Source organism: Paenibacillus assamensis DSM 18201, from assembly GCF_000422445.1.
Classification (GTDB): Bacteria; Bacillota; Bacilli; order Paenibacillales; family Paenibacillaceae; genus Paenibacillus_B; species Paenibacillus_B assamensis.
Genome location: NZ_KE383838.1, coordinates 318,521 through 336,664, shown reverse-complemented (window position 1 = coordinate 336,664; position 18,144 = coordinate 318,521). Strand labels below are relative to the sequence as shown.

The 18,144-nt window shown below is 44.8% G+C and carries 15 protein-coding genes; 9 read left to right on the top strand and 6 right to left on the bottom strand.

Annotated elements, in window-relative coordinates; all coding sequences use genetic code 11:
• Window positions 1-110: 110 nt before the first annotated feature.
• Genes H580_RS0119970 through H580_RS24930 form a run of 3 tightly spaced genes read right to left on the bottom strand, consistent with a single transcriptional unit; the run spans window position 111 to window position 3,777 of the window.
• Window positions 111-1,211: a Ger(x)C family spore germination protein gene (locus tag H580_RS0119970; protein WP_028596352.1), complete on the bottom strand. Its 1,101-nt coding sequence runs from the start codon at window positions 1,209-1,211 to the stop codon at window positions 111-113.
• Window positions 1,208-2,377 carry a GerAB/ArcD/ProY family transporter gene (locus tag H580_RS0119965; protein ID WP_028596351.1) on the bottom strand — a complete coding sequence of 390 codons (1,170 nt, stop codon included), beginning with the start codon at window positions 2,375-2,377 and terminating at the stop codon, window positions 1,208-1,210. The genes H580_RS0119970 and H580_RS0119965 overlap by 4 nt, the downstream gene beginning before the upstream one ends.
• Window positions 2,377-3,777 (bottom strand): spore germination protein, encoded by a 1,401-nt coding sequence (locus tag H580_RS24930; RefSeq protein ID WP_051217596.1) that lies wholly within the window; start codon window positions 3,775-3,777, stop codon window positions 2,377-2,379. Before H580_RS24930 ends, H580_RS0119965 begins: the two co-directional genes overlap by 1 nt.
• Window positions 3,778-4,099: 322 nt before the next feature.
• On the opposite strand from H580_RS24930, the gene hemE reads away from it, so the two are divergent.
• The 6 genes from hemE to H580_RS0119930 all read left to right on the top strand — a co-directional run bounded on the left by hemE (window position 4,100) and on the right by H580_RS0119930 (window position 10,861).
• Entirely contained in the window at window positions 4,100-5,158 is a 1,059-nt protein-coding gene (gene hemE, locus H580_RS0119955; protein WP_036605532.1) for a uroporphyrinogen decarboxylase, read from the top strand.
• Between the two features lie 21 nt (window positions 5,159-5,179).
• Entirely contained in the window at window positions 5,180-6,127 is a 948-nt protein-coding gene (hemH, locus tag H580_RS0119950) for a ferrochelatase (protein WP_028596349.1), read from the top strand.
• A 60-nt stretch (window positions 6,128-6,187) separates the two neighbouring features.
• Entirely contained in the window at window positions 6,188-7,645 is a 1,458-nt protein-coding gene (gene hemG, locus H580_RS0119945) for a protoporphyrinogen oxidase (protein ID WP_028596348.1), read from the top strand.
• Window positions 7,646-7,838: 193 nt separating this feature from the next.
• Complete coding sequence (gene moaA / locus H580_RS0119940) at window positions 7,839-8,840, top strand: GTP 3',8-cyclase MoaA (protein WP_157283041.1); 1,002 nt, start codon at window positions 7,839-7,841, stop codon at window positions 8,838-8,840.
• Between the two features lie 7 nt (window positions 8,841-8,847).
• Entirely contained in the window at window positions 8,848-10,329 is a 1,482-nt protein-coding gene (locus H580_RS0119935) for a molybdopterin molybdotransferase MoeA (protein ID WP_051217595.1), read from the top strand.
• Window positions 10,330-10,381: 52 nt separating this feature from the next.
• Window positions 10,382-10,861, top strand: coding sequence for a DUF1579 family protein (locus H580_RS0119930; protein ID WP_028596345.1), 480 nt, complete (start codon window positions 10,382-10,384; stop codon window positions 10,859-10,861).
• 122 nt (window positions 10,862-10,983) lie between these two features.
• On the opposite strand, the gene H580_RS0119925 is transcribed toward H580_RS0119930, so the two are convergent.
• From H580_RS0119925 to H580_RS0119915, 3 genes are read right to left on the bottom strand one after another with little or no spacing between them, the layout of a single operon-like run.
• Complete coding sequence (locus H580_RS0119925) at window positions 10,984-12,129, bottom strand: GNAT family N-acetyltransferase (protein WP_036605531.1); 1,146 nt, start codon at window positions 12,127-12,129, stop codon at window positions 10,984-10,986.
• The gene (murQ, locus tag H580_RS0119920; RefSeq protein WP_028596343.1) at window positions 12,104-13,039 is read right to left on the bottom strand and encodes an N-acetylmuramic acid 6-phosphate etherase; all 936 of its coding nucleotides are present in this window, start codon (window positions 13,037-13,039) and stop codon (window positions 12,104-12,106) included. Before murQ ends, H580_RS0119925 begins: the two co-directional genes overlap by 26 nt.
• A gap of 5 nt (window positions 13,040-13,044) precedes the next feature.
• A complete protein-coding gene (locus H580_RS0119915; protein WP_028596342.1) occupies window positions 13,045-13,992 on the bottom strand; it encodes an N-acetylglucosamine kinase in 948 nt (315 codons plus the stop codon).
• Window positions 13,993-14,193: 201 nt separating this feature from the next.
• On the opposite strand from H580_RS0119915, the gene H580_RS0119910 reads away from it, so the two are divergent.
• The 3 genes from H580_RS0119910 to H580_RS0119900 all read left to right on the top strand — a co-directional run bounded on the left by H580_RS0119910 (window position 14,194) and on the right by H580_RS0119900 (window position 18,129).
• Window positions 14,194-15,393, top strand: coding sequence for an anhydro-N-acetylmuramic acid kinase (locus H580_RS0119910; RefSeq protein WP_036605530.1), 1,200 nt, complete (start codon window positions 14,194-14,196; stop codon window positions 15,391-15,393).
• Window positions 15,394-15,496: 103 nt separating this feature from the next.
• Window positions 15,497-16,711: an exo-beta-N-acetylmuramidase NamZ family protein gene (locus H580_RS0119905; RefSeq protein ID WP_245583605.1), complete on the top strand. Its 1,215-nt coding sequence runs from the start codon at window positions 15,497-15,499 to the stop codon at window positions 16,709-16,711.
• A 62-nt stretch (window positions 16,712-16,773) separates the two neighbouring features.
• On the top strand, window positions 16,774-18,129 hold the full coding sequence (locus H580_RS0119900) for an ABC transporter substrate-binding protein (protein ID WP_028596339.1): 1,356 nt from the start codon (window positions 16,774-16,776) through the stop codon (window positions 18,127-18,129).
• Window positions 18,130-18,144: the final 15 nt, after the last annotated feature.

Below are 18,144 nucleotides of genomic sequence, written 5' to 3'. Positions count from 1 at the left end.
ACTTTCTAAGGCCACCATCCGTCCGATACCAGCAACTGGAACTAGTATACCACATTCTCAACAAAATGCAGGAACACTCTTTTCGTAAGTAAGTTTGGAAAAATCCATCGTTATATCTTATTTTCTAAATTAAACTTCACTTTGCATTGAATTTCAGCCTGCTTAAACATTTCAGGCCACTTTGCGTCGTCCCATTCCTCGAAAGCCATCTTATTGCGCACAAACATGCCAAATCCAACGGGATCTGATTGAAAATCTTGCAGCTTGCGAATCGTTTTTGTTATCTGTTTCTCCATGGCCTGCTCGACATGTGATTCTTGTACTTGCTGGTCAGAAGTAAGTTCACTGAGTGTCGTATCAAGTGTTCCCTTCACATGCAACGTGATTATTATTTTTGGAACTGGTTTCGTTTCAAGCACCGTAATCGTACGTTTTGACACTGCATTTTGCATCGTGATCGGGATCGGTGCGTTTCCCTCCTCCTTATCGAGATGTATAAACGTATTAAACTTAGGACTACGCATCATAAGCATGCAGATCGTTTCTTGCTCACTCAGTGTACCTACCCATTTTCCTTGTTTGTTAAATACAGCAGAGCCAGACAAAGAGGCGCTTTTGCTTTTAATTTTGACGATAAAGCTGTAGGGATCAGCACCGTTCTCAATATAATCGCGTACAAAATTAAATATTGTAGAAATGGAAACTTTGTAAAATCCTTGAAGTTTAATTAACAGTCGATACAAGTTGAAATCAGTGACATCTTCTCCTAATTTTAAAAAGTCTCTTGCTTCTCCTTCATAGACCATCAGTCTGGTCGTAATAGGGAACTTAGGCTGCAGTAGCAGATTGTTGATCGCTGGGATCACGAGTCCTTCCTCTGCTAATGCTTTGCCGACAATGATGTTGCGTACTTGCCCAACGACTAACGTGAAGCGTGTTTGCATGAGAAAATGATCATAAGCCTCTTCAAAGTTGCTGGCTCTGTAAGCCATATAGACAGCCTTAGTGTTTCCGTCTGGCTTCAGTTCAGCGAAAGTGATGCCAAAAAAATATTCATTTGGTTTATCTGACTTATCAATAGTAACCGTTTGAATAAAACCATTCATATTAATAATGCGCTTCGTTTGACAGCTAGTAAGCAGCAGAGAAGTGCATATTATGACAACAACAAACGTCAGCAGAAATCGAAAGTATAGTCGATTTTGATTCATAGTTGAGTGACTCCTTCTGATGACGATGAAGAAGATGAAGCTGGTGCAGGGGCTGCCCCTGATTGATTAGAGGTACTGTCACAATTCGCTGTATCCGAACTGGCCTTATTCTCTTTGTAGGGCAAAATAAAATACAGCAGCGTAAATATAACGATGAAGCATACAAGTATGGTATTGCTTATACTAAAGAGCAATTTAGACTCATCAAAGTTGAATGGAACATAGCACAAAGCAATCATGATTATGCCTGCGATGAGCAAATTTTCTTTATGACGGTCTTTTGTTTGCAGCGTTTTCAATCCTTCCAGTCCACTCCAAGTATAGACGGAAGCGGAAAGGATGGCTGAGAAGATGAATGTGATGAACAGCAAGTCTGTAATATATTCGAGCGCATTGATCTGAGTGGCCCCATACAATCTCAGGACGACAAATCGTACATCTTCAATTTGTTCAACGGGCAGTAGTCCTTGCGCTAGGAAGCAGTACATGCTGTAGTAGGTCCCTATAACTAAAGCGGAAAGAGCGGCATAGGTTATCCATTTTGTATTTTTTTCTAAATAAGGCGCCATAAACATGATCGTCTCATAAGCAAGAAAGGCGCCGAGTATGTCGAGTATACCATTAAAGGTCAAATGCCCATTTTTGAGAAAAAAGGGTGTGTACCGTACAAACTCAATGTCTTTAAATTGCAGCAGCTCAAAAAATACAATCCAAAACGAAAACAAGTAGTAAAGCACCGATGTTTTTGTGATTGTATACAGGCCATGTGCTGCTGTAAATAAGACAACTACCAATATAATGATCGAAATGGAGCGTATGTTTACGCTCGGATCGCTTGTGAACTGAAGAACGCGAGCATAAGCATTCGCTAAATTGAAAGAGACCACCCAAAATAAAAGGCTGGGTATAACGATTAATATGGTAGCAATCGGCTTGGGGAAATGAGTATGAATAATCGTCCAAATAGAAGCATTTTTATGCTTCTTGCTCCCTTTATAGATCAAATACATGTGGCCAATAACAACTGCTGTATATACATAAAGCATCACCCAACTGTTTGTTCCAAATTCTTTAGTGACAAGAGAAGGCAGTTGAAAGAAAATAATCCCTCTTACGATCATGAACAACAAAATAGCAAACGCGTAGCCTTTGATAGGTGGGTTCATTACGATCGACCTCCTCGACGAAAATAACTTTTTTGCACAACAGACCTAGGACGCTTTTCTTTGCTCCAGAAGAAAAAATCAGCAAAATAGGATAGGTCAATATACTCTTTGTTCAAGGAACGCAAATGGCATAATCTCGTTATAATCAAGGAGATAAATATAACGATACCGAAATACCCCATCAGTCCTGCGAGAACAATATTAATGAAGCGCAGTGCACGCATGGACGTTTCCAGCGTATAGTTAGGTATAATAAAAGAAGCTAATGCACTGCTGGCAACGGCCACAATAAGAACGTTACCAGTCAAGCCAGCTTGAACGATTGCTTGTCCAATAACCAAACCACCTACGATACCTATCGTTTGAGCGATTTTTGTGGGCAGCCGCGCACCCGCTTCTCGTAAAATTTCGATAACACCCTCCATAAGTAAGGCCTCCATCATTGGTTCGAATGGTACGCGCAAACGGGAAGTAATCATCGTTTCCAACAGAGTTGGTGGGATGAATTGATAATGATACGTAGTAACCGCAACATAGAAAGCACTCGTCATTAAGGTTAACGTGAATGCAAATAAACGAAGGAAGCGGATAAATCTACTGAAATGCCAGCGCTCGTAGTTATCACCAATCACGGCGAAAAAATCTAAAAAATTGACAGGTGCTACAACAACCGTCGGACTATTGTCTGTTATGATAGCTACTTTTCCGTTTAATAAATATTGGGTAACACTATCAGGTCTCTCCGTTCCAATCCATTGTGGAAACACGGCAAATGGCGTATCATCCATCTGTTTAGCTACTTCGTTACCGTCCAATACTTCTCTCATATGCAAGTTTTGCATTCGCGTGCAAGCTTCGCTAATAACGTCTTCTTCAGCCACTCCTTCGACATAAAAGAGATAGGCGTAAAAGGGAAAATCTTTGCCGATGTTATATTTAATTCCTTTTAATTTGGGTGTGCGAATTCGACGGCGAATGAGAGAGGCGTTAATTTCAGCACTTTCCACAAAAGCATCATGAGGGCCTGTAATTACATTCTCCTTGGCAGAGCTTTGAATGGACCGGAAGCTGGCAGCACCGGAATTAATCATTCCCACTTGATTGTTGTAAACGCCGACAATATCACCATTAACGATATGCTCTGAAATTTTCGCGAGCATATCTTGTTCGTTATGACCTTGCAGGGGATTCCATACGGACATGAGCCGATTCAGTGCTATATTAGAATCACTATCTTGTGTAAATGCAGTAATCACTTGATGATATTCATTTTTATTCAATAGATGGTGGATATACATGATTGTCATTTGACCGCCTAAAATAGCTTCGACTGTCAAATCATTTACATTAACGAACTCGTTTCGAGTCAGTTTAACCCAGTCACTTTGAACCACTGACATGCTCAGCCTCCTCCTCTCTATTTCCATTTGTAGGAGTTAGCATGTGCTAAAGGATTGGGAACTATGTGCGTGAAGTCCATATTTTTGCAGTTTATTTGAGGACAAATAACAGGAAATGTCATGGCTTGGCGCACTTTGTCAATAGATTGTCATAGCTTTCAAGCGCAGTATAGTTGTGAGTGAGGGCAAAAAGGGGCATAATGGAAACGTTACAATATCACTATTGGGATATTACTATCGCGTTAGATTTAATATGAAACAATTGGAAAAATGTAAAACGTATACAGAAAAATTTACTCATGTTAGACGGGGGTTGAGGAATATGACTAATTCCAATTATAATGACCGATTTTTACGTGCATGCCGCAAACAGCCGGTGGACCGATTACCAGTATGGTACATGAGACAAGCAGGTCGTTATGACCCTGAATACCGTAAAATTAAGGAGAAATACAGTCTTCTCGAAATATGTCAACAGCCTGAGCTTACTGCTGAGGTTACATTAATGCCTGTTCGCAAGCTAGGTGTTGATGCTGCTATTTTATACTCGGATATTATGAATCCTGTAGCTTCGATCGGGGTTGACTTCGATATTGTAGCAAATGTGGGACCTGTTATTGCCGATCCGATTCGTTCAATGCAGCAAATTGAAAGATTAAAGCCTGTCGATCCTGAGGGGGATCTTGGCCATGTTTTGGAAACGATCCGTATTCTAGAGCGTGAATTGAACGTACCTTTAATTACATTTGCTGGTGCGCCGTTTACAATTGCGAGTTATTTGATAGAAGGTAGACCTTCCAAGTCTTATATACATACAAAAACGATGATGTATGAGCGTCCTGATATGTGGTTTGCATTAATGGACAAGCTTGGGGATATGGTAGCGACCTATTTGCGTTCGCAAGTTAACAACGGAAGCAAGGCGTTCCAATTGTTCGACAGTTGGGTAGGTTCTTTGTCTCCGCGTGACTTCCAGACGTATGTGCTGCCAACGATTGAACGCATTTTTGCATCTTTGTCTGATTTGGATGTACCAAAAATTTACTTCCCTGGCGTTAGCTCTGGTGAACTGCTTCCGTTGCTGCACAATTTACAAGTCGATGTAGTTGGCCTTGATTGGCGTGTGTCGATTGAAGAAGGCAGAAGAAGGCTTGGCGACCGTTTTGCTGTACAGGGCAATTTGGACCCATATCTATTAACAGGACCAATGTCCAAAATTCAAGAAGAAGCGAAGCATATTATGGATCTGGGTATGAAGCAGCCAGGTTATATCTTTAACTTGGGACACGGATTATTCCCTGAAGCTTCATTAGACAAGCTAAGACAATTGACAGAGTATATACATGAATATTCCAGTCAGGTGTTGTCAGCGAAATCTTAGGAGGAATTAGGAGGGATAAACATGAGTGAGCGTCGTATTGGTGTCCTTGTCATGTCTTATGGCACACCGGAAAGTCTTGACCAAGTTGAAGCGTATTACACACATATTCGAAGAGGAAGCCCGCCATCGCCGGAACAGCTGGAAGAACTTCGTTCCCGCTATGAGGCGATCGTCGGCGGTGTATTTCCGCTTCGTCAACATACAAATGAACAAGTTAATGCCTTGCAAGCAGAGTTAGATGCTCGTACAGCAGGAACAGGCATCACGTATATATGCTACCAAGGATTGAAGCATGCTGCGCCATTTATTGAAGATGGCATAGAAGCGATGGCACGCGATGGAATTAGCGAGGCAGTTGGCATCGTATTGGCTCCTCATTATTCCATTATGAGTGTAGGCAGCTACTTGAAGAGAGCCCAGGAAGAAGCGGACAAGCATGGTATCACTTTCGCAGGTGTAAAGAGCTACCATTTGCACCTGCAACTTATTGAGGCGCTTGTGGAGCGTGTGAATGAGCAGCTCGACGCTTATGAGCAGGAAGGTCAGAAGCGCGAGCAAGTACAAGTACTGTTTAGTGCACACAGCTTGCCAGAGAAAATTTTGGAGATGAATGATCCTTATCCTGAGCAGCTGCTGGAGACGTCTAGAGCGATTGCTAAAGCTTCTGAGTTGACCGATGAGCAATGGCAGTTCACTTGGCAAAGTGCTGGTCAAACGGGCATGCCGTGGCTAGGCCCAGACATTTTGGATACGCTTGAACAATCAGCTGGCGAAGGTCGTCCAGCGGTCATTTCTGCACCGATCGGTTTCGTATCTGATCATTTGGAAGTGCTGTACGACTTGGATATCGAAGCGAAGCAGAAATCAAATGAATTGGGTATAGGATTCAAGCGTACTCGCTCTTTGAATCAAGATATTCGCTACATTCAGACGCTGGCAGATAAAGTAGTAGAAGCGTCGCAACGATAGTCTATTTACTTGCTTATTTGCTAACCAAATCAATGGACTCGACGAAAGAAGGGACGCACGATGAGCGAATGTCAAGACATCGTCATCATAGGCGGCGGACTAACAGGCCTGTCAGCTGCTTACTACGCGATGGAAGCGGCTAAGGCAAGCGGTCAACATTTATCCATAACCATTGTAGAGAGACGACCAGAGTTAGGCGGAAAGATCGATACACTTCGTACCCAAGGCTGTGTGATCGAAAAGGGGCCGGATTCTTTTTTGGCACGCAAGCTGCCGATGTACGATCTAGCCAAGTCGCTTGGCTTGGAGTCGGAATTGGTCTCAACCAATCCTAACGCACGTAAAACGTACATTTTAGCCAATGGCAAGCTGCATCAGATGCCAGCAGGACTCGTACTAGGTATACCTACTGAAATTAAGCCTTTTGTGAAGAGCGGTCTGATTTCAATGGGTGGAAAAGTCCGTGCTCTGACGGATCTTGTGCGCAAGCCACGCCAATCTACGGAAGACGAATCGTTGGGTCATTTTCTTGATCGGCGATTAGGTCCCGAAGTAACGGAGAATATTGCTGAGCCATTGCTAGCAGGTATCTATGCTGGTGATTTGCGCAAGCTGAGCATTCAGGCTACATTCCCGCAGTTTGCTCAACTAGAACGCAAGCATGGCAGTTTAATCAAAGGCATGATGGCGAACCGCAAGGCGGGCAATTCCGTGCCAGGACTTCCTGATGTGGTGAAGAAGACGACCTTCTTAACGTTCAAGAACGGATTGAGCACGATCGTGGAACGTTTACAGGAAGTGCTGCTGCCGCATGTCCAGTTGCGTTGTAGTGCTGGGGCGAGCGAGCTTCATAAGCATGAGGACGGGACGTACACGTTGAAGCTATCTGACGGATCAGACATTCGGACGAAGCAAATTGTCGTCACAACGCCATCTTATGATGCTGCGCCACTGCTTAAGAAGCATATGGATGTTACGACACTGGAGCAAATTCGCAATGTATCTGTTGCAAATGTCGTCAGTGCGTTTGACCGAAGCAAGCTGCCGAACACGTTGGACGGGACGGGCTTTGTTATTGCCCGGAATGAAGGGCGAGCGATAACGGCATGTACATGGACGTCGATAAAATGGACACATACAAGCCCTGAGGATACGATGTTGATTCGCTGTTATATTGGACGAGCGAATGATGAAGAGCGTGTGGATTGGCCAGATGATGCGCTAAAACGGACGGTTCGAAACGAGCTAAAAGAGCTGATGAACATTGATATTGAGCCTAAGTTCATGGAAGTGACGCGCTTGCATCGTTCTATGCCGCAATATGATGTAGGCCATGTGCAGCGTATTGCAGCATTTAGACAGCAGTTAAGCCAGTCGCTGCCAGGTATTGCTGTGGCAGGCGGCGCTTATGACGGTGTCGGAATGCCTGATTGCATTACGAGCGGTAGGAAGGCAGGCGAACAGGCTGTTGCTGCACTGCTAAATGGAACGGCTGATTCAAGTGCCAGCTTATCATGATCGTAGTGTCATATTGAGGATAGGCAAGGAAGTAAGTGTTTTTCATGTTGCATCCCATTCATACTCGTCAGTTGTCATATAAAAAGGTAATATAAATAAACAACAGACAGGAGAACACCGCTTGTAAAGCGCTGGTTGTTATCCTGTCTTTTTTGTAATCGTCTTCGAAGGGGAGTGGGTTAGCATGACGGCAATACCATCTACGCTTACGGACAACTACAATCGCATACATAACTATATACGTATTTCCATTACTGATCGCTGCAACCTTCGATGTACTTATTGCATGCCTGAAGAAGGGATGACGTTTCTGCCGAACGAGCAGTTAATGACAGATGATGAGATTGTTCAAATTGTTCGCGTCGCTGCCAAACTTGGTATTCGAAAAATAAGGTTGACTGGCGGGGAGCCATTGCTGCGCCCGAATGTGGTCAATCTCGTACAGGAGCTGGCACAAGTTGAGGGGATAGAGGACTTGGCGCTCACAACCAATGGTCTGCTGCTCGCGAACATGGCGGCTGATTTGAAGAGGGCTGGCTTGAAGCGTGTGAATATAAGTATGGATTCCTTAAAGCCTGAACGATTTAAACAAATGACAAGAGGCGGAAATCTACAGCGTGTGTTAGAGGCGGTTGAGCGATGTACGGAAGTGGGACTAGCTCCTTTAAAATTAAATGTGGTCCTCATGCGGGGCTTCAATGAAGATGAATGGGATGACTTTATCCAATACACGATTGACCATCCAATAACGATACGTTTCATTGAATATATGCCGATTGGTGGAAGGCAGCAGGGCTGGAAGCGGGACTTCATTTCGCTTGAGGAACGCTTGAAAGGGAGTAAATGGCATGACCAAGCCATTCCTGTTGATAAGCCTCGTCATGGAGGGCCAGCAGCGTATTATCGTTTGCCTGACGCAAAAGGACAATTTGGTTTAATTCATCCTGTAAGCGATCATTTCTGCGATACATGCAATCGACTGCGTATTACGGCGGATGGTTATGTGAAACCATGCTTATATTGGTCGGACGAGTTCCATTTGCGTCATCATATCGGAGATGATGCGAAGCTTGCTGAAGTGTTAATCCGATCCTTGGAGGCTAAGCCGCTTAATCATGAAATGGCTTATGAGCTGTCGGGTCAATCGTTATCACATCAGCCAACTACGCGTACGATGTCTCAGATCGGAGGTTAGTAAACGGATGACACAGGATAAGAAATCATCCAAGCTAGTAATAGATGAAGCAGCAGCAAATTTTAATCCTTCTAATACTGCTGCGACTGCTGCAATCCATACAAGGAAGCATGATATAAAGTTCAATCGAGAGATTATGCCTGTGCAAACTGCTCAGGCACTTGTGTTGGAGCGGGTTCAGCGTGGATTCATCGAACGTGTCCCGCTAGCACAAGCATACGGGCGTCATTTAGCTGAAGAAGCTGTGGCTAATCGTCCTGTGCCGCATTTTAGACGTTCGATTATGGATGGATATGCAGTAGCTGCAAAGGACACGTTTCAGGCAGACACGTCAAATCCGGTTACTTTACAAGTAATTGGAGAAGTTCCGTGCGGTTCGGTATGGAAGGGTGAACTGCGCCAAGGTCAAGCGATACGAATTATGACGGGTGCCCAAGTGCCAGATGGTGCGGATGCCGTTGTTCGTTTGGAGTGGACAACAACAGTCGGCAGTGGTGTTTATGATGACTCCAATGCTGAAAAGTACGAAATGCTTTCTACATCAAATGATGAATACGATAAAGTATCCTGCTCAAGTTTACCGATGACAGAAGCTGCACAACATGCTCAGTCCAAGCAAGTCATAGCTGTGCATCAAGCAGTGAAGTCAGGCGAAGCGATTCACGGCATTGGCACAGAGATGCAAGTTGGTGAAGTACTCGTCCAACACGGTCAGCGCATAGGTGCTGGTGAAATGGGACTGCTAGCGATGTTCGGCTACGCTCATGTACAAGTGTTTTGTCGGCCGCAGGTAGCGATTTTATCAACGGGAGAAGAGCTGCTTTCCTTAGATGAGGAGCTATCACCGGGTAAGATCTACAACTCCAATAGCTATATACTGCTCGCCCAAATCGAATCGGTAGGAGCAATTCCACACTTGCTCCCACATATTCCGGACGATATCGATACGCTTCGTGAGCGATTGGATGAGGCGATGGAGCAGTATGATGTCGTAATCACGACAGGCGGGGTGTCTGTTGGGGACTATGATTTGCTCTATGAATATACGACCAATTGGGATGGAGAGCTGTTGTTCAATAAGGTGAAAATGCGTCCAGGAAGCCCAACAACGGTCGGTTTCCGGCATGGTAAGCCTTTATTTGCGTTATCCGGCAACCCGGCTGCATGTTATGTAGGAGGCGAACTATTTGTTCGCCCTACTTTGCTGCGAATGCAGGGCATAGAGGAACCGCTGCCTAAGCCTATAACTGCTGTATTGACAGAGCCTTATCGGGTGCGCGATACATTTGATCGATACGTGCGTGCTGTGCTCACGATAACCGATGAAGGTCAAGCTGAGGTTCGTCCGACGAGAGCAGATATTTCGAGTGCCACTGTTTCCATTCGGGATGCGAACTGCTTATTCTTGTCACCTGCTAGCCAAGTTGGAATGGAAGCAGGGGCCTTGGTACAAGTATTTCCACTGGGTGGGCTACACGAACGCAAGTGATATCAACAATTTCATAATGACAGCATTCGCTGTGTCAAAGGAGTGATGATAAGTGACAGAACATGATCATGGCAACGATTTAGAGAAGATTAGCAATCCGAATTCTTTTCTTACGAATTTGAATGTATTTGTAGGGAAATGGCGCACGGAAGGAATCGTAAAGGATCGAACGTCCGGGTCGACAATAAGGTTGAGGGCAACGGATACTTATGAATGGTTGCCGGGAGGCTTTTTTCTCATTCATCATGTAGATGGTCACATTGGTGTGGCTGAGGTCAAAGCCATTGAGATCATCGGTTTTGATGAGGCAAGTCAGATGTACTTCACACACTCTTTTGACAATCAACGAAGCAGGGGGAATTATCAAGCCAACCTTCAGGATGCTGTCTGGACCATTACAGGAACATCAGAACGCTTCTCAGGTATATTTAGCGATGATTTCAATACGTTATCTGGAAGATGGGAGCTTCTAAATGAAAGCTCGGAATGGGAACAGTGGATGGATATCACATTGACGAGAATCGTATCATAAATCATAGAAGATATCCGAATCAGGCGCTGTCCTAATTCATTATAGAACGAAAGGGCAGCGCCTGTTTGTTATTGAACAACATCGTTTCGTTATGCTGTTACATACATACTCGTTCTTCATGTTTAAACATAGTTTAGCCCGCTTGTTGAAGGTAGAGGAATAGGCAGCAGTTTATGAAGGGCAGCAGCCCATTCTTCTACAAGTTCGATCTGTGCAGCTGGGGTGAACAGCAGGGATGTAAGCTCTTGCCCGCGCAGCCGTAGAGTAGGCAGCTGCGGCAAGGACAGTACATATTCATCATCTGCCGCTAAATGTATAGTGAGTTGTGCACCGACCGATGCATCATGCTGCATCCAGTATGGGCGAATTTCTTCTACGAATTGCTCGATATTAGCTATATAAACGGTGCCCAAATTCTGCTCGGGCGTAGAAGGTACATGATGCAGCACCTCAAGTAAATCATGTTCATGCCAATTTACAGGCACTTCAAGTGCAGCAATATCGCTGCTTATCGTGGCAAAAGCAAGCAGGCTGGCAACAGCGGAAGCATCACCCGCCCATTCTACAGCGAAGGGTGGTCTGCGTGATTGGAGCGTACCTTTAGGTATGGCTACAACCGCAAAGGCAGCAACTTTACCGTTACGTTCGGCAACGACTATTTCATGCTTCAGCTTTACGCATGAAGCGTATGCTTCTGCCTTGGTTAATCCAGCTAAATCCCATACGCTTTGCTCGTAGTGTACCTCACGGCTTCGTGCTACCGTATGCAGCTTTAGCCATTCATAGAGTTCCATAGCTCGTAAATGGAATGGCTGGCTCACTTTACTCGCTAACAGACAATGGGCATGAGATTGATCCAAGTGCACTCGTGTCACGGCCCCAAATAGATGGCATGCAGCACGGGTATACAAGGAGCGCGTACCCGTCACGAGCAGCAAGGACGCACCTGCGTCTTTTACATGATTTTTTACGTTAGCCAGCATGCTGCTGGCATAGCCTCGACCCCGCACCTCTGGATCTATGCAAACAGAACCAAGTGAGAACACATTTATAGCAGCAGGTCCGACTCGAAGAACGGCAGGCAGCAGCCCATTGAAACCTAGCAGCCTATCCCCTTCGAAAGTGCCGAATGATTGCCCATAGGTTGTGGAATACAAGTAGGGGAAGCCTGACTGCATCGGTACTTGTTCAGCATCTCGAAACATACGATTAGCAAGTAGGATGGCTTCTTGCATCTCTTGCTCATTTAGGATGCGAATGTTTGTCATTATCAGCCCTCCACAATTTGACGGCTTCACGAACATAACCTTTTGCTTGGTCGAGTAGACGAGTAGCATCAGCAGCGCTTACATTTAGAACGATCATAACAATAGCCAATTTGACATGTCCATTCGCTTGTTCGTAAGCATGTTCAACGGTTTCATTGTCAGCTGCTGTAGCCATTTGAACTAATCGCTTTGCTCGACTAATCAGTTTATAGTTGGATGGATTCAGATCGACCATTAAATTGTCATATACTTTTCCCATTCGAATCATCGATGTGGTCGTGAGCATGTTAAGGATGAGCTTTTGCGCTGTACCAGACTTCATTCTTGTAGAGCCGAGAATGGTTTCTGGGCCGACGACTGCTTCAATCATATATTTGGCAAGCGGTTTCATCGGTGTGTTCTCATTGTTGGAAATACCGATAACGGTTGCACCTAGTTGTTTGGCTCGTTCCATCGCTCCTAGCACATAAGGAGTACGTCCGCTTGCTGCAATGCCGATGACAACGTCGTTTGCCTGAATATGATGCGAGTCTACGTCTCGAATGCCCAGATCCTTGCTATCCTCAGCGCCTTCAATTGCACGATATACGGCTTCATTTCCGCCTGCGATAATGCCTTGGATCATTTCAGGGTCTGTACCGTATGTGGGCGGGCATTCTGAAGCATCGAGAATACCAAGCCGCCCACTAGTGCCTGCACCAAAATAAAATAATCGACCTCCAGCTTGAAAGCTTGCCACTATCGCATCTGCAGATTCAGCTATGACAGGGATAATAGAGGCTATGATGCTGGGAACTTTAGAATCTTCCTGATTAATTAGTGTTAACATTTCAATCGTAGATTTTAAGTCTATATCTCTCGTATTTTCATTTTGCTGTTCTGTCGTAAGCTCCTTAATGAATGAGTCCATACGGGTTACCCCCTCTTATTCTGCTGCACAAGCAGCGCTGCTCCCCAAGCAGGCTGTTTCTCGGCGATTATAATCGTTGATGCTTGTTCAGATTGGTTCACGCATTGTTTGAACGTGTCTACAAAAAGCGTGCTATGTTTAAATATGGAGCCAGTAACAGCGATGGGTGCTTGTGTAAGCCATCTATCTTTTCTTCTCATGGCAAGCGTCAGCTGTCCCAGTTCTGTGGCAGTACGAACAATAATATGTTGAGCAGCTTCATCTCCATGATTAGCAGCGTGTATACATAGTTGTGCATATTGGGCAATATGCTGCTTGCGGATGGAGGCGCCATAAATGTAAGTACGTAGTTGTTCGGGGGAATTCAATTGATGTTTTTCTAGCACAAGCTCCGTTAGCATAGTAGGTGGGAGGGCACCATCGTGGCTGAGCATAACGGCTTGGAGGGTTTGTAGACCTATTTCATATCCGCTTCCTTTGTCACCGAGAATATGACCCCATCCTCCTGCACGATAGCGTTCACCACTTGGAGTGATACCTAATACAATTGCTCCAGTTCCTGCGATGACAATCGTACCTGACTCCTGTCCCAAAGCGGCTATCAAAGCAATTTCCGCATCATTTCGAATCAAAATAGGCAGCGCTCTTTTCTTCAAATCCCATAGGCTCATACGTTCGTCATGCAGCAATGAATCCAGGAACTGCTGCTGTTCTTCAGAGGTGCTTATTCCTGCAATGCCTAATCCAATACCCTTGCATCGTTCTGGGACTAAACCGCTTTCAAAAAGAAGTCTCTGAAAGAGAGCTGTGAGATTATCAATTGCTCCTGTAAATGTTACTGCATGTGGGTTCGTCGCGGCTCCTTCGATTTGGGCAAGAAGATTCCCAGCTGAATCCAGAACGATAGCTGCTGTCTTCGTGCCACCGCCATCTATGCCAATTACATACTCCATGACGTCACCTACTTTGTATGATATAGCAACAGTATAACCGAATAAGAATGAGATTGTAAAATAAAAGTTTACATAAATAAAATTAATGTGAAATAATAAATTAAAAGGATGTTTCATATTGCATAGGTGATATTGCATACGGGCATAAAGATTTTCAGTTTATCTGCTCCACCATAAATGGGAATGAGGAGGACAGCAATCATGTCACAATCGGATGTACAAAAAATCGCAGGCAAGTCAGAGAAACTTATTATTGGTCTAATGTCTGGCACATCACTAGACGGAGTGGATGCGGCGCTTGTGCGCGTACATGGCTCCGCTATGGATACAAAAGTTGAATTGCTTGCCTATGAATGCCTGCCATATACAGTTGATGAGCGGGAAATGTTGAAGCGGCTGTGCTCACCAGATACGTCCAACGTCCAACACGTTTGCACGATGAATGTTTATCTTGCTCATCGATTTGCAGCAAGTGCACAGTCTGTTGCGGCACGCGCTGGCATCCCATGGCACGAAATCGATCTACTTTCCTCACATGGACAGACGATTTGGCATGCACCTGAGGTTGATCCATCGCTACCATTTGCTGTTCCGTCCACGCTGCAAATTGGGGATATATCTGTCCTAGCTAAACGGACAGGCAAAATCGTTATCGGTGATTATCGTACCGCAGATATAGCGCTTCAAGGTCAAGGTGCTCCCTTGACTCCGTATGCCGATTATTTAATGTGCCGCCATCCATTTAAAGGACGCATTATGCAAAATATTGGCGGTATCGGCAATTGTACGGTACTGCCAGCAGGTGGGCTTACTGAAGACATCATTGCCTTTGATACGGGACCGGGAAATATGTTAATCGATCAAGCGGTTGTCGATGTTACACAGGGAGAGTGTTACTATGACCATGATGGAGACATGGCTGCTTCAGGTCAGGTGCATGAACCAATTCTCACCGAAATGCTTGCCCATCCATATTTTCGCAAAGAGCCCATGAAGACGACGGGAAGAGAGCTGTTTGGCAAGCAGTATGCAGATGAATGGATCAAGTATATGAAACGTGAATCCTGTTCTCCTGCTGATATGGTGGCTACCTTTACTGCATTTACAGCGAGATCCATTGCCCAGTCTTATCGAGAATTTATATTGCCGAAATATGCGATTGCGGAAGTGATTGTATCGGGCGGTGGTGCGCGTAATTGTACGTTAATGGCTATGCTGCAGGAGCAACTGCCTAAACAAAAAGTAATGATTCATGAAGAAATAGGTCTAGATGGAGATGCCAAAGAAGCGGTTGCATTTGCTATACTAGCAAATGAATGGATAAACGGCAATCCCAACTCCTTGCCTCATGTGACAGGAGCTGTCCGTGCAACGGTGATGGGGAAGTTAGCACTTCCGTAACGATCAATTGTATATGCTTCTAATTAAGATATAGTTACAAAATTTCATAATTAAATAAACTACTTGAAATATTATATCACTATCCTTATAATGATGGTACGTATTGGAAACGGTTTCACAATTCTGTGTTGTGCGCTATGAGGGGGGAGCTTCCATTAACAAAGTGCGAACAGGAGCGGATCAGCTATCTGCTATTGCCACTGATTTGCTTGCTGGGAAGAGATTCGGCCTGCTTACTAATCCTACAGGTATAAATGCTCAATATCGTTCAACGATGGATAGCTGCGCAGCGATAAGCGAAGGGAAGCTCACTGCATTTTTTGCTTGTGAGCATGGACTACGGAGCGAGAAACAGGCGGGCATACAATTCGAAGATGAGCTTGATCCGGTTTACGGGGTTCCAGTGTACAGTCTTTATGGCAGCAATCGTAAGCCTACTGCTTCTATGTTAGCGGATTTGGATGTGCTAATCGTAGATATTCAAGACTTGGGCATACGTTTTTATACGTATGTAACGACACTTATCCATGTCATAGAGGCATGTGCCGAACATGGGGTTACGCTCATTGTGCTGGATCGACCGAATCCACTCGGCGGCAATAAGGTTGAAGGTGGATTGCTTAATGAACAGTACCGCTCTATGGTCGGAGCTTGGCGAATGCCTATACTTACCGGGATGACGATTGGTGAATTTGCACGGCTTTTTAACGGACAACGAGATACTCCATGTGATTTGAAGGTCATTCCACTTCTAGGTTGGAATCGTAAGATGGAATATTCGGATACGGGCTTACCATGGCTTATGCCATCACCCAATATGCCGACAATCGATACAGTCCGTGTGTACGGAGGACATTGTTTATTTGAGGGAACAAATTTGTCGGAAGGACGAGGAACAACAAAGCCATTTGAGCTGATTGGCGCCCCATGGCTTCAGAGTGAGAAGCTGTGCAAGGTGATGAACGAACTTAAATTGCCAGGTGTTCATTTTCATCCTTATACGTTCACACCTATGTTCTCCAAGCATCAAGGTGAACGGTGCCAAGGTATTTTTACGTACGTTACTAATCCCTCAACCTATCAATCTGTTGAAACGGGGCTTCACCTTTTGCATTATGTTATGTTGCTTCATGAACAGAACTTTGAATGGTTAGGGAATAAAGCGGGTCATCCGTTTATTGATCTGCTGACAGGAGACAATCGGGTACGCTTGCAGCTTCATGAATCTCAGGGGCTGAACGACGTTGTGGAATCTTGGAGCCATGATAGTAGGCAGTGGAGGGAGATTCGCAAGTCATTTTTACTGTATGAGGAATAGGGAGTTACGACATCATTAAGTTATTTCATAAAGTCATTCACAATCGAATGGGGGAGTAACAAATGAAGTGGAATAAGGCCATGGCTATCTTATTAGCGGCAATGCTAGTTGTACTTTCTGCATGCAGCAGCAGCGGTTCTAAAGACGGGGCATCTGATAACGTAGATGTCATTAAAGTATGGACGTATCCTGTACACGGCAATTATAAGGATGATATTGCAAAATCAGTAGCTGAATTTCACGCCAAACATCCCAACATACGAATTGAATATGAATTACTGACTTGGGCGGAAGGTCCGAAGAAATTCGATGTTGCCTTGAATGCAGGATCACCTCCAGACGTTTATTATCATGGAGTTAGCGGCCAATATGTAGATACAGGGCTTGCGCTGAATCTGGACCCTTATATGACGCCTGAAATTGTAAACGATTACTTACCGGGTGTGTTGGAGAAGGCAAAAATCCAAGGCAAGCAGTACGGCTTGCCGATGTATCAGTACCAATGGGCATGGAGTGCCAATCAACGCATTTTAGAGGAAGCGGGCATCGATTGGAGAAAAATTCAGAAAGAAGGCTGGACTTGGTCTGAATTCAAAACAGAAGCGAAAAAAATGGTGAAAGATCTTCCAGATGGCAGTAAGCAGTACGGCATTGTAACGGATGCAACGACGACCGATTTCATTGAAATGTTAGCTCGCAGCAGCGGCTTGGTCGACGTTGTAGATCGCGATGGCAAGTTTATTTGGAACGATGAGCGGATGCTTGAAACATTGAAGTTTATTCGTTCTATGGTGGATGAAGGTATTATGCCGAAGGAAACGGCGGCCATCGATCCGGCGAAACGGGTGGAATATTTCTATAACGGCAAAACGGGTATCGCGAGTAAAGGCTTGCCTTATTACGACGTAATGTTGGAAACGCGTGCTAAAGATATTGATGCGGGTAAAGTAAAGGGCGAAAAGATTGAGCATGTCTACCTGCCTATTCCCTATAAAGATGGTGGCAAGTGGCAGGCAACGGTAGGTGGTGAAGGTTACGTAGGCTTCCGCCAAAAGGATGATAAAGGCGAACAGCATGCGAAAAATACGTTCCTCGTAATGGATTGGTTGACGAAAGGTGTTCATGGCGGCAACTCGGCTAGCGAGCTATGCGTACCGTTCGCTCGACAGTCTCAAATCGATGCATTCAAAGGCAAGGATAGTAGAGGAAAGCCGCACAACAAGATTGCAGCTGAAATCAATCAAAGTCATGGTGTACCAAGCTCGGATTTATATGTAGATGCGAAAGTGTCTGCAAGCAAGAAGAAATTTATTGAACAAGCGCAAAAGCCGATGCAGCAAGCTTTGTTCAGCGGCAGCAGAACGCCAGAGCAAATCTTTGAGGAATTCAAAAACAAAGGTGAGCAATTATTCCGATAGTGCGGAGCAGGCGCT